Raw genomic sequence first — 22,714 nt, forward strand, 5'->3', positions numbered from 1 at the left:
GATTTCTGGGCTCTCAACCCCACTAAAAGGGACACAACGGGCCAGAAATCGCGCCCACAACACCCAGCGAGGGCCTGCTACTTGACGGTGGCGGGGAGCAGCTCGAGATCCTCGCCGTGCTCCTCGAGGAACTCCTGCGCCTCGCCGTCCGAGACGGCGGTCATGAGGCGGTCGAACGGGTCCTCGTCCAGCACCACGATCGACTGACCGTCAGAAGACCGGCCGGTTCCCTCGTACGGCGCGGTCATGAACGCCACGTCGTTCGTGGAGATCTCCCGCGCCTCGTCGAAGATCTCCCGCATCCGGGTGATCGACAGCGCGTCGTCGGTGGCCACGGACCGGCTCACCTCGTCGAAGAATCGGCTCATCATCACCGGGTCGCGCCGGTTGTTGTTGATCTTGCCCAGGATGGCGCGCATCCAGTTCTGCTGGCGCTGCACCCGCCCGAAGTCGCCGTTGGACAGCCCGTAGCGCTGCCGGGTGTACGACAACGCCTCCTCGCCGCTCATCATGTGCTTGCCGGCCTCGAAGAACACGTCGTCACCGTCGCCGATGTCCTCCGGCACGGTGATCTGCACGCCGTCCAGAGCGTCCGTCAGCCCGACGAACTGCTCGAAGCCGGTCACCACGAAGTGGTCGATGCGGACGTCGGTCAGGTCCTCGACCGTCTGGATCATCAGGCTGGGCCCGCCGAACGCGTAGGCAGCGTTGATCTTGGCGTGCCCGTGCCCCGGGACCTCCACCCACGAGTCGCGCGGGATCGACACCACCACGGCGGACGACCGGTCGGCCGGCAGGTGGACGAGCATGATGGCGGCGGCATGGGTGGCCGCGAACGCCGACGACGACGAGCTCGGCCGGCGGTACGTCCAGCTCGTGGACCACCTGCTGGAGCCCGAGCGGCACGCGAGCGCCGTGCACCGGGCCGCCGAGGCGCAGGGCACGGCCTGCCCCACCTGCGAGATCAAGCTGGTGCCCGCACCGCTCGGGCGGGTCGCGCCGCCGGTCGGCGCCACGCGAGCCGCCGGGGAGCCGGTCGCGTGACGCGGGTGACCGAGCTCGCGCACCACCTCCGCTTCACCGCTTCCTACCTGGTCCACGCCCTGTCCACCGACCCGGCGTGGCTGGTGCTGCAGGCGTCGCGGCGGCTGCCCGCCCGGGTGAGCGCCGTCGTCGTCCCCCGGGTGGAGCGCCTGGTCGGGGACGGCACGGGCGGCGAGGCGGGACGACTCCGGGCCGCGTGGGCGGCCGGCGCCGTGACGACGGTCCGCGAGGCGGCGCCGCGCGGTCGGACGGGCCGCCGGGTGCGGGCCGCGCTGCTGGGGCAGATCGGCACGTTGGAGCCGGTCGGCGCCGCTGACCCTGCCGGGGCGGCCCCCACGAGAGCGGGCCGCGCCGGCCGCCTGGCCACCGTCCACCACCACCTGACCAACTCGCTGCCGCACACGCAGAGCGGGTACACGCTGCGCACGCACGCGATCCTCACCACGCAGCGGGCGGCGGGCCGCCGCGTCACCGCGACCACCCGGGCGGGCTACCCCCTGACGATCGGCGCGCTGGGCGCCCGGGGCACCGACGTCGTCGACGGCGTGGAGTACTCGCGCCTGGTCCCCCGGTCGCTGCCGGCGGACCACGCGCGTCGGGCCGAGGAGGCCACCACCCTGCTGGTGGCCGAGCTCCGGCGGAACCGGCCCGACGTCGTGCACGCCACGACGCCGTGGACCACGGGCGAGGCGGCCCGGGCGGCCGCGGCACACGCCGGGCTCCCCTGGGTGTACGAGGTGCGCGGGCTGCCCGAGGAGACGTGGGCGGCCTCGCACGCCACCGCCGCGGCCCGGGACGCCGCGACGCGGTCCGAGCGGTATGCGCTGGTGCGCGCCAAGGAGACCGAGCTCGCGCTGGCGGCCGACCACGTCGTGACACTCAGCGCGACGATGCGCGACGAGCTCGTCGGGCGCGGCGTTCCCGCCGGGCGCATCACCGTGGTGCCCAACGCCGTCGACTCCGCCCTGCTGGGAGCCACCGTCCCGACGCCCCCCGAGGCCCGCGCCCGGCTCGGGCTGCGCACGGCACCGCAGGTCATCGGCACCGTCAGCTCGCTGGTGGGCTACGAGGGCCTCGAGGAGATCCTGCGGACGGTCGCCACCCTGCGCGACGGCGGCACGGACGTCTCGGCGCTGGTGGTCGGCGACGGCGTGGCCCGCCCCGTGCTCCGGCGTCTCGCCGCCGAGCTCGGGATCGCCGAGCACGTGCACCTGCCCGGTCGGGTCCCCCGCGACGTGGCCCGCACCTACCTCGCAGCGCTCGACGTCGTGCTGGTTCCCCGTCGCCCCGACCGGGTCACCGGCCTGGTGACCCCCCTGAAGCCGGTCGAGGCGATGGCCACGGGTCGGCCGGTGGTGGCGAGCGACCTGCCGGCGCTGCGCGAGGTGTGCTCCCCGCTCGACGGCGGCGCCCCGGCCGCGCTGCTCGTCGCCGCGGACGACGACGCGGCCTGGGTCGACGCCGTCGGCGGCCTGCTGGACGACGGCGGCCGGCGCGACGCGCTGGTCACGGCCGGCCGGGAGGTGGCGGCCGAGCGGACCTGGTCGCGGCTCGTGGCTCGCTACGACGACGTCTACGCGGCGACGACCGGCACGGCGGTCGCCGAACTGCACCGAGAGGATCGACGATGACCCGGACCCGACAGCACGGTGTGCGCGTCGCGGCGCTCGTGACCGCGGCGGTCCTGACGCTGGGGGCGTGCTCGCTGCCCGCAGAGCCGGTACCTCGCCCCGCCGCGACGCAGACCACCACCGAGGCGGTCGAACCGGTGACGAAGTCGCCCGCGCCGTCGCCGTCGCCCGAGGCAGCGGACCCGCTGGGCGAAGGGGCCCGCAACGTGCTGCTCATCGGCACCGACTCGCGCGACGCCTCCTCGATGGGCGGCAACGCGGACATCATCATGCTGGCGCACGTGCCGGCCGACCGGGAGCGGCTCTACCTGGTCTCGTTCACGCGGGACATGCACGTGCCGATCCCGGGGATCGGCGAGGGGAAGATCAACTCGGCGTTCTCGCGCGGGGGCACCCCGACCCTGGTCGACACGGTGGCCGGGCTGGTGGGCGGCCTCGAGATCGACCACACGGTGCAGGCGAACTTCAACGGGTTCATCAACCTCACGCGGGCCCTCGACGGCTTCGAGGTGGACAACAAGCACCACTCCACGGTGACGGTGAACTCGACCGGGCGGGTCGTGGACTTCCCCGAGGGGCGCATCACGCTGGAGAACACCGACGGCCTCATCTACGTGCGCGAGCGCAAGCGGCTGCCCCTCGGCGACCTGGACCGCACCGAGCGGCAGCGCGCCGCGGTGATCGGCATGATGGACCGCATCGCGGAGCGCATCGACGACCCGGCGTTCGTCGCCGAGCTCGTCGCCCTGCTGTACGACAACGTCAAGGTCACGGGCGGCCTCGAGGTGGAGGACTTCGTCGCCCTCGCACCGATGGCGGCGGAGCTCGACCGGGACGACGTCGTGAGCCTCATGGCGCCGATCACCGGCTTCGGCACCGTGGGTGGCGCGTCGGTCAACCTCGTCGACGAGGCGCAGACGGCGGACCTCGGCGAGGCGCTGCGCACGGACACGATGGACGAGTACGTCGGCGAGCACGGCACCGGTTACGCGCCCTGAGCGCGCCCGCCCGTCGTCCCCCCGAAACGTTGTGGGTGCACGTAGGCACTCAAAATGCCCGATATGGGCGTTTCCTGCAGTGCCCTCGTGCACCCACAACGCTCGGGGGTGGCGGGCGGGGTCAGGCGGCGGGGCGGGTTCCCCACGCGACGAGTGCCGGACCGGTCTGCGGCAGCGCCCGTTGCATCAGGCGGAAGGGCCAGGTGGCCGCCGCCGTCACGGTGCCCTGGAGCGCCGACGACGGCTGGAACAGGCGCCCGGAGCGGGCGGTGCGCTCCGCCGTCGTCGTCCGGTCGTCCAGCCGACGGCGGGCCACCTGGTTGCGCACCGCTTCGAGGGCGTAGCCGAGCGGCGCACCGTAGAGGCGCCCGCCGAGGTCGGTGAGCCCGGCCTCGGCGAGCAGCGCGCGCATCTGGGCCGGCTCGTAGCGGCGGTGGTGCCCGACGGCGGCGTCCATGGGGCCGTACCGCGACTGCCACGCGGGGGTCGAGACGAGCACGAGCCCACCCGGACGCAGCAGCTCGACCCAGGAGGCGAGCGCCCCGGCGTCGTCCTCGAGATGCTCGAGCACCTCGAACGCGCAGACGACGTCGTACCCGGCCCCGGGCCGGACCAGCGCCTCGACGGAACCGTGCACGACCTGGCCCGGCAGACCGGCGTCGGTCAGGCGTGCGGCGGCGACGTCGGCGCTGGCACCGTCGAGCTCGACGCCGGTGTAGTCGTGACCGGCGGCGGCGAGGCGGGCACCCACGGCACCCTGCCCACAGCCGATCTCGAGCACGCGGGCCGGTCCGGGCGGGAACACGCGCCGCACGACGTCCCAGCGCAGCGAGCCGAACAGGGTCAGGGGTGGTGCGGTGGTCGTCACGCTTCCTCCGAACGTCCGTGGTGCGAGTGCCGAGTGTCGAGGTCGCGACCGCCATGACGGCTCATTCCGGTCCGAACCTCGACATTCGGCATCCCGGGGGTGGGGCGGCGGGCGCGGGCGACGAGGCCCGTCCCGTGCCGGGGGAAGGCTCGCTGCAGCAGGCAGAAGGGCCAGACCGCGGCCGCGACGAGCGCCCCCGTGACCAGCGACGTGGGCTGCAGGACGCGTCCGCTCCCGGCAGTCTGCCCTGCCAGGTCCAGCTCCGCACGGTCCCCCGCCCGACGGCGCGCCATCCGGTTGCGCACCGCCTCCAGCAGGTAGCCGATCGGGGCGTCGTACAGGGTCACGTCGACGTCGGTGAGCCCGGAGTCCTCCAGCAGCCCGCGCAACCGCTCCGGCTCGTAGCGGCGGTAGTGGCCGGCCAGGGTGTCCCAGGGGCCGAACCGATCGGGCCAGGCCGGCGTGGAGAGCAACAGCTCGCCGCCGGGCCGCACCCGCGCGACCCACCCGGCCAGTGCAGCGGCGTCGTCGTCGATGTGCTCGATCACCTCGAACGCGCACACCACGTCGAACCGTTGGTCCGGGTCCAGCACGGTGGTGTCGCCGTGCAGCACGCGTGCCCGCGGGGCGGCCGCGCCGATGCACTCCGCGGCCGTCGCCCAGCTCGTCTCGTCGAGCTCGACGGCGGTGTAGTCGTGACGCGCGGCGATGCGGGCACCCACGGCTCCCTGGCCGCACCCCACCTCCAGCACGGACGCCCGCTCGCGGGGCAGCGACCGGCGCACGACGTCCCAGCGCAACCGTCCGCGCGGGGCGAGCGGCGGGAAGGGCGCGCGCCGCAGGACCGCCCCTGCACCGGCGAAGGCCAGATCGGCGAGCGTCACGAGGACCCGGCTGACCAGGACGACGAGCAGCAGCTCCGCGTGCGGGATCGTGCCGGCCAGGACGGCGAGCAGGACGAGCTCGCGCGCGCCGGCGCCGGCGGGGACCACCACGAGGAGGAACCCCACCATCCAGGCCAGCGCGTAGCCGCCGACGGCGAGGGCGAGCGTCCGCACGCCCGTCGCCATGCCGAGACCGGTCGCCAGCAGCCACACCTGCACGCCGGCGAGCACCCAGCCGAGCACGGCCCAGGCGGCGGCCGCGCCCAGCCCGCCCCACGACAGCGGCTGGGCGAAGGGCGCACGGCGGGCAGCCCGCAGCGCGACGGCGAGCAGCCGGTTGAGCACGGGCGGCAGCAGCAGGACGACGACGGCGGGCAGCAGCCAGAGGGTCCAGGCCCAAGGCCCGAGGGCGTCCGCGGCGAGGAACGGCAGCGCCAGGACGCCGACCACCGCCCCGGAGACGACGCCGACACCGGTGGCGACGGCGGTGGCCGTCATGGTGCGGCGCCGCGGCACGCCGTGGTCGGCGCCGACCTCGGCGGCGGCGACGATGTTCCACACTCCCCCGGGCACGTACTTGCCGAGCTGGCTGATGCCGAACACGGCGACGGCGGAGCGCGCGTCGAGCCGTGAGCCGAGGTCGGTGAGCACGGCCCGCCAGGACAGCAGGGTGGCGCCGACGAACAGCACCGAGAGCACGAGCGCCACCGCGAGCCGCGCGGCGGAGAGCGCGCGGGCGGCGTCCAGCAGGTCCTCCCGCACGGCCACCACCGCGTAGACGGCCAGGCCGAGCGCCAGGACGAGGAACCCCCAGCGCACCCACGGCGAGCGCAGCACGGCGAGCAGCCGGGGGACCACGCCCGCGCTCACGGGTGCACCTCGCGCGCGGCCAGCGCCGCGTCCAGCGGGCCGACGACGGCGCCCGGCCGGATGGCGTCGCGCGCGGCGAACGCTCGGGCCCGGGCGGCGGCGAGCCGGTCCGGGTCGGCGAGCTCGAGGAGGCGGTCCGCGAGCGCCGTCGGGTCGGCAGGCGGCACGAGCTCGAGGTGCTCGCCGAGCTGGCGGCGCTGCGGGGCGGTGTCGGAGGTGACGACGACGCAGCCGGCGGCGAGCCCCTGGAACACCTTGTTGGGCACCACGCGCAGACCCTTGGGGGTGTCGGAGAAGATGCCGAGGCAGACGTCGTGACCGGCGACGAGCTCGGGGAGCGCGTCGGGTTCCACCCAGTCGAGCCAGTGCACGCCCGGAATGCCGTCCAGCACGGCCCGGGCGGCGGCGTGGTCCTGCCCGTGGCCGACCAGGGTGGCCTCGATCGGTCGGCCGGACGCGGCGGCGCGGGGCAGGACGTCGGCGAGCGCCTCGGCCACCACCGTGGCGCCCTGCAGCGGCGTGAAGAGGCCGTAGAACACGACGCGCAACGGCTCCTCGCCGGCCAGGGCGCCGCCGTCGGGCACGGGATGCGCGCGGAACCAGGCGTCGGGAGCGCCGACAGGGACAACGACGCCGTGCGGCTCGCGGCCGGTGAGGCGGTGGGGTCGGCGGGCGGGGAGCATGGCGTGGTGCTCGTCGGTGTCGAGGACGACGACGTCGGCGCACGCGAGGGCGAGCCGGTCCAGGCCGCGCAGCAGCCGCACCCGCAGGCCGGCGGCGCCGCGGTCGGTGGCGGTGTCCGCAGCGTAGACGAGGTGGTCGAGCACCACGGTGGTGCGGGGGTGCAGCAGGCGGGCCAGGACCACGTCGAAGTGGCCGAGGTAGCCGACCAGCAGCGCGTCGGGGCTGCCGTGCGTGCGGCGGTGGGCGACGTCGTCGCGCACGAGCAGGGCCCAGCAGGCGAGCAGCCGGACCAGCAGCAGCGGGAGGCGCCACGGCTGGCGGAGCATGCGGACGCGCTCGGCGGTGCTGAACCCGAGGGGACGGTTCAGCTCGGCCACGGTGTGCCCGTGGGCGCGCAGCCCGGCGACGAGGATCCCGGCGCGCGGGTGCCGGGCGGCGTCGTAGGTGCCGAACGCGACGATCACTCGTCTCGCCCCCTGTCCGAGGGCTGGCTGGCGCGCAGCCTGACGCACATCACCATCAACATCCTCGTCAGCATCGTCGTTAACTTCGTCATTGCCGCGCTAACGATGATGCTGCCTCAGCGGGCGTCACTCGTCCCGCCCGTACTGCAGCTGCTTGAGCCGCTCGAGCGAGTCCTCGAGGAGGGTGCGGTTGGTGCGTTGCAGGTCCGCGATGACCAGCAGGGCGAGGCACAGCAGCGTGCCGACGAGCATCGCGCCGGCGAACACCAGCGACTGCACGTGGCCGCCGCCCTCGCCCTGGACGAAGTACACGAGGAACCGCACGGCGGGGATCGCCGACGCCAGGAAGAAGATGCCCGCCAGAGTGAGGAACACCAGGTGCGGACGGAACATGATCCAGCTCCGCACGATGGCGCGCGCCGAGCGCCCCATGTGCTGCCAGATGTTGCGGAACAGGCGGGACTCGCGGGTCTTGGGGTTGGTGGTCACCGGCACGGAGACGATGCGCAGGCCCTTGTTGCCGGCCTGGATGATGGTCTCCATCGTGTAGCTGAACTGGGTGACCACGTTGAGGCGCAGCAGCGCGTGGCGCGAGTACGCGCGGAACCCGCTGGCGGCGTCGGGCAGCCTGGCCTTGGCCGCGGCGCTGACCACCCGGCTGCCGACGCGCTGCATGCGCTTCTTGAACGGTGAGAAGTGCTCGATGGTGGCGGTCTGCCGGTCCCCGACCACGACGTCGGCCTCGCCGGCGACGATGGGCGCCACGAGGTCCGCGATGCGCTCGGAGGGGTACTGGTTGTCCCCGTCGGTGTTGACCACCACGTCGGCGCCGTGGGCGAGCGCGTGGTCCACGCCGTCGCGGAACGAGCGGGCCAGGCCCATGGTGCGGGTGTGGCGGATCACGTGCTCGACGCCGAGGTTCCGGGCGACCTCCGCGGTGCCGTCCGTGGAGCCGTCGTCGATCACCAGGATTTCGACGCGGTCGAAGCCGGGCACCTCGCGCGGGATCGTGGCCAGCACGAGCGGCAGGGTCGTGGCCTCGTCGAGGCACGGGATCTGGACGACGAGCTTCATCGAGGCCCTTCGGTGGGACGACGGCGGCGCTGCGGTCAGCGCGGGAGCGCCGACGGCGCGAGTCTAGCCACGAGACGCCGCGTCGGGCGGGACCCAGCCGGGCCTGTTCTGCGAGGCCGTCGACCCCTTGCTCCCCGTCACACGTTCCCGCGCCAGGTGGAACGCGCGACGGACCCGCTCGACGCCGTCGTCGGCGCCGGGGATGGACGCCACGATGTCGGGCCGGCCGCGGAGGGCACCCAACGCATGGCCCAGGTAGTGCAGGTCGCGCTTCGTCGCGTTCCGCACCCCGTCCGTGGCGCGAGCGATGACAGCAAGGGTCGCGAAGTCGATCAGGTGCCGGTCCCGGCCCAGGTCCAGTGCCACGGTGCTGGCCGCCGCCTTGGCGACCAGGGCGCCGAGCATGCTCGGCCGGTTGACGACCCCCTCGTGGTCGCCCGCACGCACCTCGACGGCCTCGCTGTGGTCGAGCGCCTGCTGGGCGGCCGGGGTCTCGAGCGTCGTCGCGTTCGTGATCCCGGTACGGCTCGCAGCACGGGCGCCGACATGACGCGGGATCAGCACGTCCACCGTCGCACCTCCCGCCTGCCACCGGTGCTGGTGCCCTTGCGGCGAGGTGCCCGTGGGCCGGAAGCCCCGCTCGTACAGCCGCGCGGTGAAGTCGCGCAGGACCTGGCCGTTGGCGCGGACGTCCAGCACGGCGTCCAGGTCGTCGGTCGCTCGCGTCGGGAAAGCCCCTCGTTCGGCACAGTGCAGCAGCACCATCTGGCCGCCGACGATCGTCCAGTCGTCAGGCATGGCCGTCTGGAGGTCGAAGAGCAGTCCCCATGCGCATTCGAGCTCGGCGCCGGACCGGGGCAGCACGATCACGGAGGGAACACCTCCCCCATGAGCTGTTGCGCCACGGCGTACTCCCGACCCGGACCGTGCTCGACGAGGTCCACGACGGTGGCGAGCAACGGCAGGGGCGGCTCGGGCACCAGCGGTGTCACGTGAAGGACGACGTTGCCCGGTCGCGAACCTGCCTCGACGAGCTCGTGATCGGCCATCACCTCGTCGAGCTCGTCCACGTGCACATATCCCTCGAAGAAGCCCGGAGCCGAAATCTTGGCACGCGGGTCGCTGACCCCTGACGGCACGAGGCGGTGGTCGTCGAGCGGCAGCGGCTCGGCGGTGCGCAGCTCGAGACGCTCGGCTCGCCGGGAGAGCCATGACGCGGCGAGCCGCGCCGACTGCGGGTCGTCAGCAAGGCGCGAGAGCTGCTTGCGCAGGCGGTGACGGTCATGCGCGTCGAGCCATCCGGGCGAGCGGCCTGCCGAGAGCTCGAGCAGCCCCCAGGCGGTCCGTCGAGCCATCGGGCGGGTCACCGGCGCGACCCGACGTACCGAACGAGGCTCCACGAGCCACTGGTTTCCGACCTTTCGGGCCGAGATCGCTCCCGACGCGGCCAGCTGGCGCACCCGCACGGGACTGACGCCCATGAGGTCCGCGGCCTGCGCCACGCTGATCTCCGACATGACACAAGCCTATCGCCATCGAAAGACTAGTTTCCATAATTGAGCGAGAAGCCGGCCGACGTCGCGGAAAGTCAGGCATCAGGCCGTGATGCGTGAGTTTCCACGACGTCACCCGCGCCCGCACCAGCCGCAGCCGGCCACCGCGCCGCCACCACCACCGCGCTCACCATCCCGACACCCGCGACGACCAGCACCACGGCGATCACCGGCGCGCTCAGCGGGCTCCACGCCGCCCACCGCTCCCACGCGGCGCCCACCGACTCCCCCGGCCCGCGGTACATCGCCACGAACGCCCACGCCAGCCCCGCGAACGCCGCGAGCACGCCGAGCCCCGCCACGACCGGCACGGCCACGGCGACGGCCCGCTCCCGACGGCGGCACACCTGCCAGACGGCCACGGCCAGCAGCGCCGCGAGCGCCGTCAGCCCGCCGAACACGTACCGCCCCTGCAGCGCGACGAGCACGCCCGTCTCTGACCAGCTCTTCACCGCGTTGACGATCACCCCGCCCGCCAGGCCGACGGGCAGCAGCGCGATCGTCAGGGAGCCGCGTCGCGCACCAGGCACGACGACGGCGATCAGCGTCACGAGGACCAGCAGCGTGGAACCGACCACCACCAGAGCGCCGGGCAGCCGGATCTCCAGCCAGGACAGGTTCCCGAAGAACGCCTGCGCGGTGCGCCCGAGGGCGTCGGAGAGCACCTGGTCCGCCGGCACCGGCGTCATCCCCGAGTAGTCGCGCGGCAGCCCGACCGGTTGCACCGCCCCGTCCACGATCCAGTTGCGGGCCCACCACCAGCCGCCGACGGCGAAGGCGAGGGCCAGGGCGGCGAGGCCACGCACGCTCCGGGCCGCCGTCGTCGGCCCCGCTCGAGGATGGTGCGGGCCGGGAGCGAGCAGGTAGGCGAGCGCGACGGTGGGGATGGCGAACGCGAGCATCACCTTGGTGAGCAGGCCGACGCCCAGCGCCAGGCCGATCGCGACGACGACGCGCCAGCGCAGGTCGCCCGTGACGACGCGGGCGGCGAGACAGGTGACCACGGCGCCACTGAGCACCACGAGGGCATCGTTGTTCGCGGAGCCGAGGATGTGCCCCACCTGCGGGACCAGCAGCGGGAACGGGGCGGCGACCAGCGCGGTGGAGCGGGACCCGGTGAGGCGGCGCGCCGTGGCCGCGGCGAGCGGGACGGTGGCGGCGAACAGGGCGACGTCGAGCAGCCGCAGGGTCAGCAGCGCGACGTCCCAGCGGGCGTCGGCCGTGCCGGTGGCGCGCAGCACCGCCGCACCCAGGGCGTAGTAGGCGGGCGGATGCTGGGTCATCTGGTCGATGGTGGCGCTGGTGCCCGGGGCGGGCAGCGCGTTCTCTGCGCTGATGCGCACCCGCTCGTCGGCGGGCACGGGCGTGAGCTCGACGAACTGTGTCGCGTGGGCGCGGTACTGCCAACGTCCCGGCAGGTCGGCCGGGTAGGCGGCCTCGGCGACGGCCTGGTCGGTGAAGGGCGCGAAGTGCGCCTCCCCCGGAGCAGGCCAGCCGCCGCCGTACGCGATCCGGACCACGCTGTTGAGGTGGTTCTGCTCGTCCGGCGAGCGGAACCCGGGGGTCAGCACGGCCCAGGCCACGGCCCACAGCGCCACGGCGAGCGTCAGGAGGGCGAGGGTGCGGCGGTAGGCACGCTCGCACGGCGGCGTGTCACGCGTCACAGGGCCAGTGTGCCAGTCGACTGCGGCGGCCGGGCGGACCAGGACGACGCAAATGGTTCGGGAGGGGCGATGCGCTCATTCCGGCCCAGAATACACAAAGATTATCGGCTTGCGGGTGAAATTAGTCGGTCGGCGGGCAGGTGAATGGAGCCGATGCCACGCTGCCAATGCAGTCAAACTGCACATCGATTCATGAGACAGGGGAAAACACCATGAGCACCTCCACCGCCCCACCGTCGGCATTCGCCACGGCGGAGATCCTTCGGTACGACGACGTCCGACCAGAAGTCTTCGTGCGTCGCGACGAGATTCCTCCGGCACTCCTCGCCGCCGAGGCCGACACCCTCGGCTGGGACTGCGTCAACGCCATCCGGCTGCCTCAGGTCAATGCCGCCCTGGCCGACTCGGGCGCCTCGCCCACCGAGTTCTCCACGACCGTCCAGGAGGGGTGGACCCTGTCGGGCACGTTCGGCCCGTGGTCGCTGACCCGCGGCGGCTCCGGTGCCATCATCTTCCTCCGGACGCCCCTGACCAGCGCACACATGACCTTCACGGGGACGGACGACCTGAACGTGACGGACGGCAGGGCCACCGTGGCCATCAAGCTGCAGTACCTGCCGCAGCCTCCCGCCGGGTCGGGAACCGACGGCGAGCACCACGCCCGTGCCGGAGACACCGGGGGTGTCGAGCAGTTCCTCGCCAGCTCTGTCGAGGCGCGTGCCGAGGACGACCCCGCCGTCGTCATCCAGGCGATCGACTACGGGACCGCCGAGCCCACCCCGCTCCAGAAGGCCCTGTTCTCCGAGGCCCTCTCCACCTGGTTCAACGCGAACCTCGACCAGTTCACGTATGTCTTCTCGGTGGTCAACATCAATGCCCGAGCAGCGCAGGAGCAGTTTCAGTGGCTCAAGCCGACATACACCAGCTACGCATACTTCAACGGCCCGACGGACGAGGGCAGCTATTTCGGCGTCCTCAACCTCACGACCGGTCGTTCCGCGGACGGTCTGACGAATCAGCTGCCGCCATCGGCGATCCCGCCGGACTGCGACGGGTCGGTGCTCGTGTCGAACGACCTGTTCCTGCGCGAGATGATCCTGCCCGGGCTCACGAAGTCGTTCACGCACGCCACCGAGTCCGACTTCACCTTGTCCCGGTCGGTCATCGAGTCCGTCAACGACATCACGATGGACGACATCACCGTCGACCTCATCAGCTACACCCCCGAGCTGCAGTCGTTCACCCTGCAGACGGTCGGTGACGAGATCCAGATCAACACCAAGACCAAGGTGCACATCTCTCCCGGCATCGACGTCTTCATCACCGACGTCACCTACTACCGCATCGTCCTGGTGGACAAGGAAGGCGGCGGGCAGACCCTCAACTTCGTGCAGTCGCGAGACCCGAAGCGCAACCACTGGCTCGAGACCGCGACGTGGGTCATCGTCACCGAGATCATCATCGGCATCGCCGCCGCCGTGGCGGCCACGGTGGCGGGCAAGCTCATCCAGACGCTCGCTCGGCGGATCATCGCCATCGTCATCATCTCCGTCATCGCGGGGCTCGCGGCTGCGACACCGGAGATCATCGCCCGGGTCATGGAGGGCAAGGCCTCCTCAGCGCTGCCCTCCATCGGCGATCTCGTCATGGAGGCGTCGAGCGACGTCGCCTGGCCCGGTTCCAGCGGCTTCAAGCTCAAGGTGGCGCAGCTCAACGGGTCGTTCCAGCTCGGCGGTGACCTCGTCGTCATCGAGGGGTCCTCAGCGTGACCGTCACCTCCCCACCGCGGTACGCCGCGACCCGGCCCGGGGTGTTCGTGCCCAGGGCCGGGATCGCGCCGCAGACCCTGGCGGCCGAGGCAGGCACCCTCGGGTGGGACGTCGTCCACGCCATGCGCCTGCCGCAGGTGAACGAGACGCTGGCCGCGAGCGGACGCTGGCCCACCTCGTTGGCGCTCGAGATCCAGGACGGTTGGACGATCGGTGGCGAGCTCGGCACCTGGCAGCTCGTGCGCGGCGGGTCCAACTCGATCCTCTTCGTCCGGGTCGCTCTGCGCACTGCCCGGATGAGCTTCCCGAACACGCCCGACCTGGCCGTCGAGGACGGGTGGGTGACGGTGGCCGTCAAGCTGCGCTACCTGCCGCAGCCGCCCTCCGGCGACTCCCCGCCCGACGCCGCGACCGCGGTGGCCGACGACGGCGCAGACGACCGGTCGTTCCTCGCGACGCGCGCGACCTCCGACAATCCTGACGATCCGCCGGCCGTCATCCAGGCCGTCGGCTACGGGTCGGCGGTGCCGTCGCCGTTGCAGGCAGCGCTGTTCTCCGCGGCCCTGGGCAAGTGGTTCACCGCGAACCTGCACCTGTTCACGTACGTCTTCTGCGCACTCGACCTGAACACACGAGCCGCCCAGGGCGACTTCCAGTGGCTCAGGCCGACGTGGACGGGTTACGCCTACGCCAACGGGTCGGACGACGACAACAGCTGCTTCGGCGTCCTGACGATGACGTGCGGGAATTCTCCGGGCGGCCGGATCAACCAGCTCGCCCCCACTGCGGTCCCGCCGTCGTGCACGGCATCCGTGCTGATCTCCCAGGACAGCTTTCTGCAGCATCTGATGGTCCCTGGACTCACTCGGGCGTTGGACGGCACCACGGTCGAGGACTTCGAGCTGGCCTCGGGAACGGTGCGCATCACCCGAACGGTGGATCTCGACGAGGTGAAGTCCGGCGGGCGCACCTACCGTCCAGAGCTGAAGGAGCTGGAGCTGCAGGTGGTCGGCGACGAGCTGCAGATGCACTCGGTGGTGCAGACCACCGTGGCACCGGGGATCCGGTCACTCGTCGACGCGCGCGACTTCTTCCGGATCACGCTGGTCGACCGACCGGACGGCGGCCAGACCTTGAGCTTCATGCCTTCGCGGGACTCCGAGCGCAACGAGTACACGCAGAAGGAGAAGTGGGCGGAGATCACCGAGACGATCGTGGCGATCCTCGGCGCGGTGGCGGCGATCGTCGCCGCCATCGTGATCCCCGGTGCCGGAGCGGCCATCGCCGCGGTGCTGATCATCGGGCTGGTCGCCGGGCTCGCAGCCGCCACACCGTCACTCATCGCGGCGGTCGCCGGCGGTGACGCGGCGGCGGCGCTGCCGAGCATCGGCGATCTCGTGCTCGAGTGCACCACCGACATCCACTGGCCGGAGTCGTCCGGACTGACCCTGACCAGCGCCGAGCTGAACGGGTCGCTGCAGCTCGGCGGCAGACAGACCACACCCGGGGAGACCTTCCGATGAACCTGCACGGCTGGGACACCGCGTTCGCCCTTGATCTCGCCCGGGTGAACGACGCGCTCGCTCGCGGGAACGATGCGCTGCTGATCGACTTCGCCGTGGACGATCCCGACGGTCTGCAGATCCGGGCCGGTGGATCGTTCGGCCACTGGCAGATCGCCGAGGGTGGTTCCGGGCAGTTCGTCACGCTGCGGCTGCCGATCATCGAGGGTTGGCTCGAGCTCACCGCTCAGGAGGCGCATCGCGTCGACCTCACCGGGCTGGTGTTCGTCGCGAGCGTGGCACTCGACCTGGTCTCGTCGGAGGCGTCTGAGGTACGAGACCTGTGCTTTGACATCTCGAAAGCCGGCACGATCGGTCAGGATCCGACACCCGGCGCCATCACTCCGATCCGGATCGACGATCCTGACGACCGTCTGGATGACGTCGAGACCGCGCTGCTGGCGGCAGGGTTGGCAGGCGACCTCGCCGCGCGGAGCGAGCAGATCTCGTTCGTGTTCGCCACGGTCAATCTCGTGCCTCCGGCGTCGGAGTCGTGGCTGACGCCGGTCCGGTCGGCGTTCGCCTACGCCGACCGTAGCGACGGCTCCGGGGGTGCGCTGGTCATCCTCAGCGTCACGAGCGACCGGACGATCACCGACCTGCCGCGCTCGGTGGATCCGGCACTGCTGGCCTCGGAGCACGAGGCAGCGTTCGCGTTCTCCACGGCGCTGCTGCTGGAGCACGTCATCATGCCGGCGCTGCCGGACGCGTTCGGCCACGGCGCATCGGCGGCGAGCTTCTACTACGACGCGGCGTCCGGACGGGTCGTCAACACGACGACCTTGGACATGGCGTCGGTGCGCGAGGGCCTGATCGACTACTACCCGAAGATCCGGACGATCTCGTTCGGTGTGTCGGGCACCGGCCTCGACGTCGACGTCGCCCAAGGCACGTGCGACCTCAAGCTCGGCATCTCCATGACCTTCTCGGTGCGTTCGGTCAACAAGATCGGCTTCGACGCCGCGTCGAAGGGTCTGGTCTTCCGACCCGACGACTCGCCGGAGAGCCACCACTCGGCCGACATCCCCTGGTGGTTCTGGATAGGCGGCCCGCTGGTGCGGCTGATCGTCGAGGTCGTGGTGCGCGTCATCGCCAACGGCCTGGCCGGGTCCTTGACGTCGGCGATGAAGAACGTCCTCTCCCCCGCGCAGAACCCGCCGACGTCGATCCAGTGGCGAGACACCGCCGACCTGGAGATCGCCACGGCCTGGGTGGACGGCAACTTCGTCATGCAGGGGGACTTTGCTCGCACCGAGGATCTCTAGCCCGACGCCGGGGCGACCACCTCGAGCGGCCAGCACCGGGACGTCGGCCGCGCCGAAAGCCCTCCGTCCCTGCTGGTCAGCGCCTTCGGGACGGGCGGCCCACTCCGGCTCTCGGTGGCGAAGGACGCGCTGCCCGGCTGACCTCGTCATCGGGCGATCGCCGCGCGGGCGGCGGCGATCGTGGCGGCTCGCGGTGGGTGCGCCGCGGCGGCGGCCGCCTCGGCGAGGAGCTGGCGTCGTACCGGCGACGGGCCGGTCCGCCGCGCTGCAGGGCCGGCAGACCCGCGCCGCGGGGGCGGCGCCGTCTTCCTCCGCCAGGAGGGGAAGGACTGCCATCGTGTCAGGTTGGGAAGGCTGGGAGCGCCGCCCGGCCGGGATGCCCGACGGCGGGAGCGTGCGTCCTTGGCGCGGCGTGCGGCGGGCAGCAGGGCCACCAGAGCACGCTTGGTGACCGCGAGGAGTGACGCGACGCCGCGCAACCCCTGGCGTGCACCGCGGCGGGCCATGACCACGAGGCCGGCGGCCTGCAGCCAGGTCCGTGCCCGGATGATCGTGCGCACGGACAGGCCGGCCCGCTCGGCCGCCTGGGCGTCGGTGACCTCGGCGACGCCGGTGCGGGCGTCGGCGATCCGGGCGAGGGCCAGCAGGTAGGTGCGCACGCTCTGCGGGGCGTCGCGCAGGTCGCCCCACCCTCCGGCGGCGAGGGCGTCGATCAGGCGCCACAGGGGCGCGCGGGCGTTGAGTCGCACCGGTGGCGGGGGTGCCGAGGGCGCGCTGATATCGTCGGCGACAGCCATCTGGAGAGGTCCGTTCTCTCTGGGTGGTCAGGCCTCGGTTGAGTGTTGGCGCACTCTCCGGGGCCGTTTTCGGTTGTGGTGGCCGTCACCGTAGCGCACGGCTGCTTTGCCTTGGCAAGTCCCGCCGTCGGCGATGTGCTCGTCCGGGAGGACGCCGTCGTGCCCGGCGGACCTGACACTTGCACAAGTGGAAAGCACTCTCTAGGCTCGCCGGCATGGAAAGCTCTTTCGACGCCTCCGAGCGTGTCCGCGAGATGCAGCGGGCCGAGGCGGTGCCCTACGTCGTGATGCCGCCGCCGCGCCGGTGGGTGTCTCCCCTCTTCGGCGCGTGGTCCGCCGCATACGTGGGGACGTTCGGGCTCTGGCACGAGCACGAGCTCGCCTTCATCGTCGCGATGCTCACGCTCAGCGGCGGGATGGGCGCCCTGATCGGCCGGCTGACCCGACGCTACGGCGTCCTGCCGATGGTCGGTCGCGGCACACCTCCGCCGGAGATCCGGCGGGAGCACCGCCGGTACGGCGTCGGCGTGGTCGTGATCGCCGGCCTGGTCGCGGGCACGTGGTGGTGGGCAGGTCTCCTGGCGGCCTCCGCCGCTGCGTTCGCACTCGTGACCGCCGGGCTGGCGCGGTACCAGGCCCGCTACCGGCGAGCGGCGGCGGCCGTGCGGGAGCGCCTGGCATGAACCTGGGCGACCTCGACCCGGTCATCCACGCACCCAAGCGGCTGGTGGCGATGGCCGTCCTGGCGAACACCGAGTACGCCACCTTCAGGTTCCTCAAGGAACAGCTCGGTCTGACCGACTCGGACCTGTCCAAGCAGATGTCTGCCCTGGAGGCGGCGGGCTACGTCAAGTCCACCAAGCGCGGGCGAGGGCCCGGCTCGTCCACCAACTACGCCATGACCCGCCGAGGCAGCCGTGCCTACCGGGCTCACCGCGCCGCCCTCTACGCCATGCTCGACGACGACGTGTCGTGAGAGCATCCAACCCATGCGCGGCATCATCCTGGCCGGCGGTTCCGGCACCCGGTTGCACCCGATCACGCTCGGCGTGAGCAAGCAGCTCGTGCCGGTCTACGACAAGCCGATGATCTACTACCCGCTGTCGACGCTGATGCTGGCGGGCATCCGGGACGTCCTGGTGATCACCACCCCGCACGACGCGGAGCAGTTCCGGCGTCTGCTCGGCGACGGCTCCCAGTTCGGCATCTCGATCGAGTACGCGGTCCAGGTCCAACCGAACGGGCTGGCGCAGGCGTTCGTGCTGGGCGAGGAGTTCATCGGGGACGACTCGGCGGCCCTCGTTCTGGGTGACAACATCTTCTACGGCCAGGGCCTGGGCGACCAGCTCCAACGCTTCTCGGACGTGGACGGCGGTTCGATCTTCGCCTACCGGGTGGCGGAGCCCTCGGCGTACGGGGTGGTCGAGTTCGACGACGCCGGGCAGGCCATCTCGCTCGAGGAGAAGCCTCGGGTGCCGAAGTCCAGCTATGCGGTGCCCGGCCTCTACTTCTACGACAACGACGTCGTCGAGGTCGCCAAGAACATCCGGCCCTCGGCCCGGGGCGAGTACGAGATCACGGACATCAACCGCGCCTACCTCGAGCAGGGGCGGCTGCACGTGGAGGTTCTGCCGCGTGGCACGGCATGGCTGGACACGGGCACGTTCGACTCCTTGATCGACGCCAGCGACTTCGTCCGGACGGTCGAGCAACGGCAGGGCATGAAGATCGGTGCGCCCGAGGAGGTCGCATGGCGACGCGGGTTCCTGTCCGACGACGAGCTGCGCGTGCGCGCCGAGAAGCTCGTGAAGTCCGGGTACGGGAGCTACCTGCTCGGCCTGCTCGACGACTGACCTACCCGAGGACCTCGGGCGCCGCGACCCCCCACCGCTCGGCCCAGTGGCCGATGGGCTCCACGCCCGCAGCATGCAGGGCGTCGTGCCCCAGCACCGAGTAGGCGGGTCGCGGAGCCGGGCGAGGGAACTTGTCGCTGGTGGTGGGCTCGACCGGCGTGGACAGCCCTGCCGAGGCCACGACGCGCCGCGCGAACTCGTACCAGGACGTCTCACCGGTCGACGTCCCGTGATAGGTCCCGGCCGGCGCCCCGGCCTCGACGAGCTGCACGACGAGGTCGGCGAGGTCGCGCGTCCACGTGGGCTGGCCCACCTGGTCGTCGACGACGGCGAGCCGGTCGCGCTCGGCCGCGAGCCGGGCCATCGTCTTCGGGAAGCACCCTCCGTGGGCACCGTAGAGCCACGCCGTCCGGACGATCAGGTGGTCGGACGCTTCGGCGCGTACTGCCCACTCCCCTGCCGCCTTGGTGCGCCCGTAAGCGGACCGCGGGGCGAGCGGCGCGTCCTCGGCGTACGGCTCGCCCGCCTCGCCGTCGAACACGTAGTCCGTCGAGACGTGGACCAGCCGGGCTCCGGCCAGGCGGGCCGCCCGAGCGACGTTGCCGGCGCCCGTCGCGTTGACGGCGAACGCTTGCGCCTCGTGGGTCTCGGCGGAGTCCACGTCGGTCCAGGCGGCAGCGTTGACGACGACGTCGGCCCCGGCGACCGCTCGTCGTGCGGCCTCGGCGTCGGTCACGTCGAGCTCGGCGTGGCCGAGGCCGACCACGTCGGCGCCGGCCCGCTCGAGCGCGGCGATCAGATCGTGGCCCAGCATCCCGCCGGCACCGACGACCACCCAGCGCTGGCTCTGCGAGTCGGGAGGCACGCGTAGCATCCTAGGGGCCACCGAGTACCGACGCCGGGAGGTCCCACCAGTGCAGTTCCGTGAGCTAGACGTCCCCGGCGCGTTCGAGATCACGCCGCAGCAGTTCGGCGACCCGCGCGGGTTGTTCCTCGAGTGGTTCAAGTCCGGGCCGTTCGTCGACGCCGTCGGCCATCCCCTGGACCTGCAGCAGGCCAACTGCTCCGTCTCGGCCGCCGGTGTGCTCCGCGGCATCCACTTCGCGGACGTCCCGCCGGGGCAGGCCAAGTACGTGACCTGCGCCAAGGGCGCGGTGCTCGACGTCGTGGTGGACGTCCGCGTCGGCTCCCCCACGTTCGGCCGGTGGGACTCGGTGCTGCTCGACGACACAGACCGTCGGGCCATCTATCTGGGCGAAGGTCTCGGGCACGCGTTCATGGCCCTGGAGGATGACTCGACCGTGCTGTACCTGTGCTCGTCGGGCTACGCCCCCGAGCGTGAGCACGGCATTCACCCGCTGGACGCGACCGTGGGTATCGAGTGGCCGACGACGGCACGTGACGGGTCGACGCTGACGCCGCAGCTCTCGGAGAAGGACACGGCGGCGCCGAGCCTGCACGAGGCCGAGCAGCAGGGCCTGCTGCCGTCGTCCGACGCGGTGAACGCGTACCTCGCGACCCTGAAGGCCTGAGGCTCTGCGACCCTGAAGGTCTGAGGCTCTACTGGCCTGCCGTCGCGTACCTGGCCTCGACGGCGGCCTTGGCGGGGCGCCACCACGCCTCGTGAGTGCGGTACCAGTCGATGGTGGCCTCCAGGCCCGCACGGAAGTCGGTGTAGCGCGGCGTCCAGCCGAGCTCGTCGCGCAGCTTGCTGGCGTCGATCGCGTAGCGCAGGTCGTGCCCGGGCCGGTCGTTGACGTGGTCGAAGTCGTCGGCGTCACGGCCGAATGCCTCGAGGAGCGTCTGGACGACCTGCAGGTTGTTCCTCTCGCCGTCGGCGCCGATGAGGTACGTCTCGCCGATCCGGCCCCGGTCGAGGATGGCCCAGACGGCTGAGTTGTGGTCCTCGACGTGGATCCAGTCGCGCACGTTGAGTCCGGCGCCGTACAGCTTGGGGCGCACCCCGTCGATCAGGTTGGTGATCTGCCGCGGGATGAACTTCTCGATGTGCTGGTACGGGCCATAGTTGTTCGAGCAGTTCGAGATGGTCGCCTGCACACCGAACGAGCGCACCCACGCCCGCACCAGCAGGTCCGATCCCGCCTTGGTGGACGAGTACGGGCTCGACGGGTTGTAGGGCGTCTCCGGCGTGAACTTCGCCGGATCGTCCAGCGCCAGGTCACCGTAGACCTCGTCGGTGGAGATGTGGTGGTACCGCACGCCGTGCTTCCGCACGGCCTCCAGGAGCGTGTAGGTCCCGACGAGGTTGGTCTCGACGAACGGCGACGGGTCGTTCAGCGAGTTGTCGTTGTGCGACTCCGCCGCGAAGTGGACGACGGCGTCGGACTCGCCCACCAGACGATCGACCAGCGCCGCGTCGGCGACGGATCCCTCGACGAACGTGATCGCGTCGGCGACCGGGGCGAGGGACGACCGATCGCCCGCGTACGTGAGCGCGTCGAGGACAGTGACCTGTACGTCGGGGCGCTCACGCACCGCCTGGTGCACGAAGTTGGCGCCGATGAAGCCGGCACCACCAGTGATGAGCATGCGCATGCGGCCTCTTCTCCTCGATCACTCGACGGCGCCCAGGCTACCGCCTCACCTCCAGGCAAACATTTCCGCTTTGTCCATTTCGTGCTATATCAACAGTCGAAAATGGCTCCGGCCAACTAAGATCCACGCAATAAGCAAATCGGTCCCCATGTCGCGGCCGACGCCTGCTGACATGGCGCCCGCGGACGCCGCAGACCTCTATGCCGAGATCTTTCGCGAGCACACCACCTCGCTCGAGGTGGTGTCGGCAAGGCGGCTCAAGCAGGTCGGTGCGCGGCCACCGGTCCGGGAGTACCTCGCTCAGCTCTGGGGCCGGCGACACTTCCTGTGGGCAGAGGCTCGCGCCAAGGTCTCCAGCGGCACGCGCGAGACGGTGCTCGGCCAGGCGTGGATGATCATCAACCCGATCCTCTCCGGGTTGGCGTACTACCGGCTCAACGCAGATGAGGGTGTAGCCGGGGTCTGAAGCCGCCGGCTTCGAGGAGTGATCGGGCGATGTAGTGGGTCAGGTTCCGGAAGCCGAGGGCGGAGCCTCGGAGGTGTTCGAGTCGGCCGTTGATCGCCTCCGTCGGTCCGTTGCTCGAGCCTGGTAGGTCGAAGAACGCCAGCACGTCGGCGGCGCGCTTGGTCAGGGTGCGGCCGAGGGTGACCAGCTCGGTCAGCGCGGCCGGAACGCCGCGCGTCACCGAGTCGATCACCGCGGTCATGAGAGCACGGCCCTGGGCGCGGTCGGGGTGGCGGTAGGCGGTGATCATGCGCTGATAGATGCCCCAGGTCGCCTCGACCTCGACGTGCTCCTCGATCGCGAACAGGGCCTCGATCCTGGTCGTCTGCTTGTCGGTGAGCAGGTCGGCGCCGGTGTGCAGGGTCCGCCGGGCACGATAGAGCGGGTCCTTGGCGCGGCCGCGGTGGCCGTGCAAGTCGAGTTGGACTCGGCGGCGGCAGCGGTCCAGGGCATCACCGGCCAAGCGGACGACGTGGAACGGGTCCATCACCGCGGTCGCGTCGGGCAGCTCTTCGGCAGTGGCGGTCTTGAACCCGGTGAAGCCGTCCATCGCGACGACCTCCACCTGATCTCGCCAGGTCTTCGGGCGGGTGGCGAGCCACTGCTTGAAGGCCTGCTTGGAGCGCCCCTCGACCATGTCGAGCAACCGGGCGGATCCGGTGCCGTCGCGGAT

The 22,714-nt window shown here is 71.7% G+C and carries 23 protein-coding genes; 11 read left to right on the top strand and 12 right to left on the bottom strand.

Going from position 1 to position 22,714, the window contains the following annotated elements; translation table 11 throughout:
* Positions 1-77: 77 nt before the first annotated feature.
* Positions 78-809 carry an LCP family protein gene (locus ACH5HR_RS11165; protein ID WP_416477871.1) on the bottom strand — a complete coding sequence of 244 codons (732 nt, stop codon included), beginning with the start codon at positions 807-809 and terminating at the stop codon, positions 78-80.
* On the opposite strand from ACH5HR_RS11165, the gene ACH5HR_RS11170 reads away from it, so the two are divergent.
* The 3 genes from ACH5HR_RS11170 to ACH5HR_RS11180 are packed head-to-tail and all read left to right on the top strand — an operon-like array spanning position 808 to position 3,673.
* The gene (locus tag ACH5HR_RS11170) at positions 808-1,044 is read left to right on the top strand and encodes a hypothetical protein (RefSeq protein WP_416477872.1); all 237 of its coding nucleotides are present in this window, start codon (positions 808-810) and stop codon (positions 1,042-1,044) included. The genes ACH5HR_RS11165 and ACH5HR_RS11170 overlap by 2 nt on opposite strands.
* On the top strand, positions 1,041-2,675 hold the full coding sequence (locus tag ACH5HR_RS11175) for a glycosyltransferase family 4 protein (protein ID WP_416477873.1): 1,635 nt from the start codon (positions 1,041-1,043) through the stop codon (positions 2,673-2,675). Before ACH5HR_RS11170 ends, ACH5HR_RS11175 begins: the two co-directional genes overlap by 4 nt.
* Positions 2,672-3,673 carry an LCP family protein gene (locus ACH5HR_RS11180; protein ID WP_416477874.1) on the top strand — a complete coding sequence of 334 codons (1,002 nt, stop codon included), beginning with the start codon at positions 2,672-2,674 and terminating at the stop codon, positions 3,671-3,673. The genes ACH5HR_RS11175 and ACH5HR_RS11180 overlap by 4 nt, the downstream gene beginning before the upstream one ends.
* A gap of 121 nt (positions 3,674-3,794) precedes the next feature.
* On the opposite strand, the gene ACH5HR_RS11185 is transcribed toward ACH5HR_RS11180, so the two are convergent.
* The 7 genes from ACH5HR_RS11185 to ACH5HR_RS11215 form a co-directional block, all read right to left on the bottom strand.
* The gene (locus ACH5HR_RS11185; RefSeq protein ID WP_416477877.1) at positions 3,795-4,541 is read right to left on the bottom strand and encodes a class I SAM-dependent methyltransferase; all 747 of its coding nucleotides are present in this window, start codon (positions 4,539-4,541) and stop codon (positions 3,795-3,797) included.
* Positions 4,538-6,295, bottom strand: a complete 1,758-nt coding sequence (locus ACH5HR_RS11190) for a class I SAM-dependent methyltransferase (protein ID WP_416477878.1) — start codon at positions 6,293-6,295, stop codon at positions 4,538-4,540. Before ACH5HR_RS11190 ends, ACH5HR_RS11185 begins: the two co-directional genes overlap by 4 nt.
* The gene (locus ACH5HR_RS11195) at positions 6,292-7,443 is read right to left on the bottom strand and encodes a glycosyltransferase (RefSeq protein WP_416477880.1); all 1,152 of its coding nucleotides are present in this window, start codon (positions 7,441-7,443) and stop codon (positions 6,292-6,294) included. The genes ACH5HR_RS11190 and ACH5HR_RS11195 overlap by 4 nt, the downstream gene beginning before the upstream one ends.
* 126 nt (positions 7,444-7,569) lie before the next feature.
* Complete coding sequence (locus tag ACH5HR_RS11200; RefSeq protein WP_402374302.1) at positions 7,570-8,517, bottom strand: glycosyltransferase family 2 protein; 948 nt, start codon at positions 8,515-8,517, stop codon at positions 7,570-7,572.
* A 63-nt stretch (positions 8,518-8,580) separates the two neighbouring features.
* On the bottom strand, positions 8,581-9,387 hold the full coding sequence (locus tag ACH5HR_RS11205) for a hypothetical protein (protein ID WP_416477882.1): 807 nt from the start codon (positions 9,385-9,387) through the stop codon (positions 8,581-8,583).
* Positions 9,384-10,034, bottom strand: a complete 651-nt coding sequence (locus tag ACH5HR_RS11210; protein ID WP_416477883.1) for a helix-turn-helix domain-containing protein — start codon at positions 10,032-10,034, stop codon at positions 9,384-9,386. The genes ACH5HR_RS11205 and ACH5HR_RS11210 overlap by 4 nt, the downstream gene beginning before the upstream one ends.
* A gap of 71 nt (positions 10,035-10,105) precedes the next feature.
* Positions 10,106-11,734, bottom strand: coding sequence for a DUF2142 domain-containing protein (locus tag ACH5HR_RS11215; RefSeq protein WP_416477885.1), 1,629 nt, complete (start codon positions 11,732-11,734; stop codon positions 10,106-10,108).
* Between the two features lie 212 nt (positions 11,735-11,946).
* Between ACH5HR_RS11215 and ACH5HR_RS11220 the strand changes: the two genes are divergently transcribed.
* From ACH5HR_RS11220 to ACH5HR_RS11230, 3 genes are read left to right on the top strand one after another with little or no spacing between them, the layout of a single operon-like run.
* Entirely contained in the window at positions 11,947-13,503 is a 1,557-nt protein-coding gene (locus ACH5HR_RS11220; RefSeq protein WP_402374294.1) for a TULIP family P47-like protein, read from the top strand.
* Complete coding sequence (locus ACH5HR_RS11225) at positions 13,500-15,026, top strand: TULIP family P47-like protein (RefSeq protein ID WP_416477888.1); 1,527 nt, start codon at positions 13,500-13,502, stop codon at positions 15,024-15,026. The genes ACH5HR_RS11220 and ACH5HR_RS11225 overlap by 4 nt, the downstream gene beginning before the upstream one ends.
* Positions 15,023-16,330 (top strand): TULIP family P47-like protein, encoded by a 1,308-nt coding sequence (locus tag ACH5HR_RS11230; protein WP_416477889.1) that lies wholly within the window; start codon positions 15,023-15,025, stop codon positions 16,328-16,330. Before ACH5HR_RS11225 ends, ACH5HR_RS11230 begins: the two co-directional genes overlap by 4 nt.
* 146 nt (positions 16,331-16,476) lie before the next feature.
* On the opposite strand, the gene ACH5HR_RS11235 is transcribed toward ACH5HR_RS11230, so the two are convergent.
* Complete coding sequence (locus ACH5HR_RS11235; protein ID WP_416477891.1) at positions 16,477-17,127, bottom strand: hypothetical protein; 651 nt, start codon at positions 17,125-17,127, stop codon at positions 16,477-16,479.
* A 215-nt stretch (positions 17,128-17,342) separates the two neighbouring features.
* On the opposite strand from ACH5HR_RS11235, the gene ACH5HR_RS11240 reads away from it, so the two are divergent.
* From ACH5HR_RS11240 to rfbA, 3 genes are read left to right on the top strand one after another with little or no spacing between them, the layout of a single operon-like run.
* Positions 17,343-17,810 carry a hypothetical protein gene (locus ACH5HR_RS11240; protein ID WP_402374286.1) on the top strand — a complete coding sequence of 156 codons (468 nt, stop codon included), beginning with the start codon at positions 17,343-17,345 and terminating at the stop codon, positions 17,808-17,810.
* Positions 17,807-18,103 carry a transcriptional regulator gene (locus tag ACH5HR_RS11245; protein WP_402374284.1) on the top strand — a complete coding sequence of 99 codons (297 nt, stop codon included), beginning with the start codon at positions 17,807-17,809 and terminating at the stop codon, positions 18,101-18,103. The genes ACH5HR_RS11240 and ACH5HR_RS11245 overlap by 4 nt, the downstream gene beginning before the upstream one ends.
* Before the next feature lie 13 nt (positions 18,104-18,116).
* The gene (rfbA, locus tag ACH5HR_RS11250) at positions 18,117-18,980 is read left to right on the top strand and encodes a glucose-1-phosphate thymidylyltransferase RfbA (RefSeq protein ID WP_416477893.1); all 864 of its coding nucleotides are present in this window, start codon (positions 18,117-18,119) and stop codon (positions 18,978-18,980) included.
* 1 nt (position 18,981) lies between these two features.
* On the opposite strand, the gene rfbD is transcribed toward rfbA, so the two are convergent.
* A complete protein-coding gene (gene rfbD, locus ACH5HR_RS11255; protein ID WP_416477895.1) occupies positions 18,982-19,845 on the bottom strand; it encodes a dTDP-4-dehydrorhamnose reductase in 864 nt (287 codons plus the stop codon).
* A gap of 49 nt (positions 19,846-19,894) precedes the next feature.
* Here rfbD and ACH5HR_RS11260 point away from each other — a divergent pair, with 49 nt between their 5' ends.
* Positions 19,895-20,512 (top strand): dTDP-4-dehydrorhamnose 3,5-epimerase family protein, encoded by a 618-nt coding sequence (locus ACH5HR_RS11260; RefSeq protein WP_416477896.1) that lies wholly within the window; start codon positions 19,895-19,897, stop codon positions 20,510-20,512.
* Positions 20,513-20,540: 28 nt separating this feature from the next.
* On the opposite strand, the gene rfbB is transcribed toward ACH5HR_RS11260, so the two are convergent.
* A complete protein-coding gene (gene rfbB / locus ACH5HR_RS11265) occupies positions 20,541-21,536 on the bottom strand; it encodes a dTDP-glucose 4,6-dehydratase (protein ID WP_416477897.1) in 996 nt (331 codons plus the stop codon).
* 172 nt (positions 21,537-21,708) lie between these two features.
* Between rfbB and ACH5HR_RS11270 the strand changes: the two genes are divergently transcribed.
* On the top strand, positions 21,709-22,002 hold the full coding sequence (locus tag ACH5HR_RS11270; RefSeq protein ID WP_416477899.1) for a hypothetical protein: 294 nt from the start codon (positions 21,709-21,711) through the stop codon (positions 22,000-22,002).
* Here ACH5HR_RS11270 and ACH5HR_RS11275 read toward each other — a convergent pair.
* A partial coding sequence (locus tag ACH5HR_RS11275; protein ID WP_416477900.1) for an ISL3 family transposase occupies positions 21,971-22,714 on the bottom strand: 744 nt, incomplete at its 5' end. The two genes, ACH5HR_RS11270 and ACH5HR_RS11275, sit on opposite strands and share 32 nt — an antisense overlap.

The sequence above is a fragment of the Isoptericola maris genome (genome assembly GCF_048065335.1).
Classification (GTDB): Bacteria; Actinomycetota; Actinomycetes; order Actinomycetales; family Cellulomonadaceae; genus Isoptericola; species Isoptericola rhizosphaerae.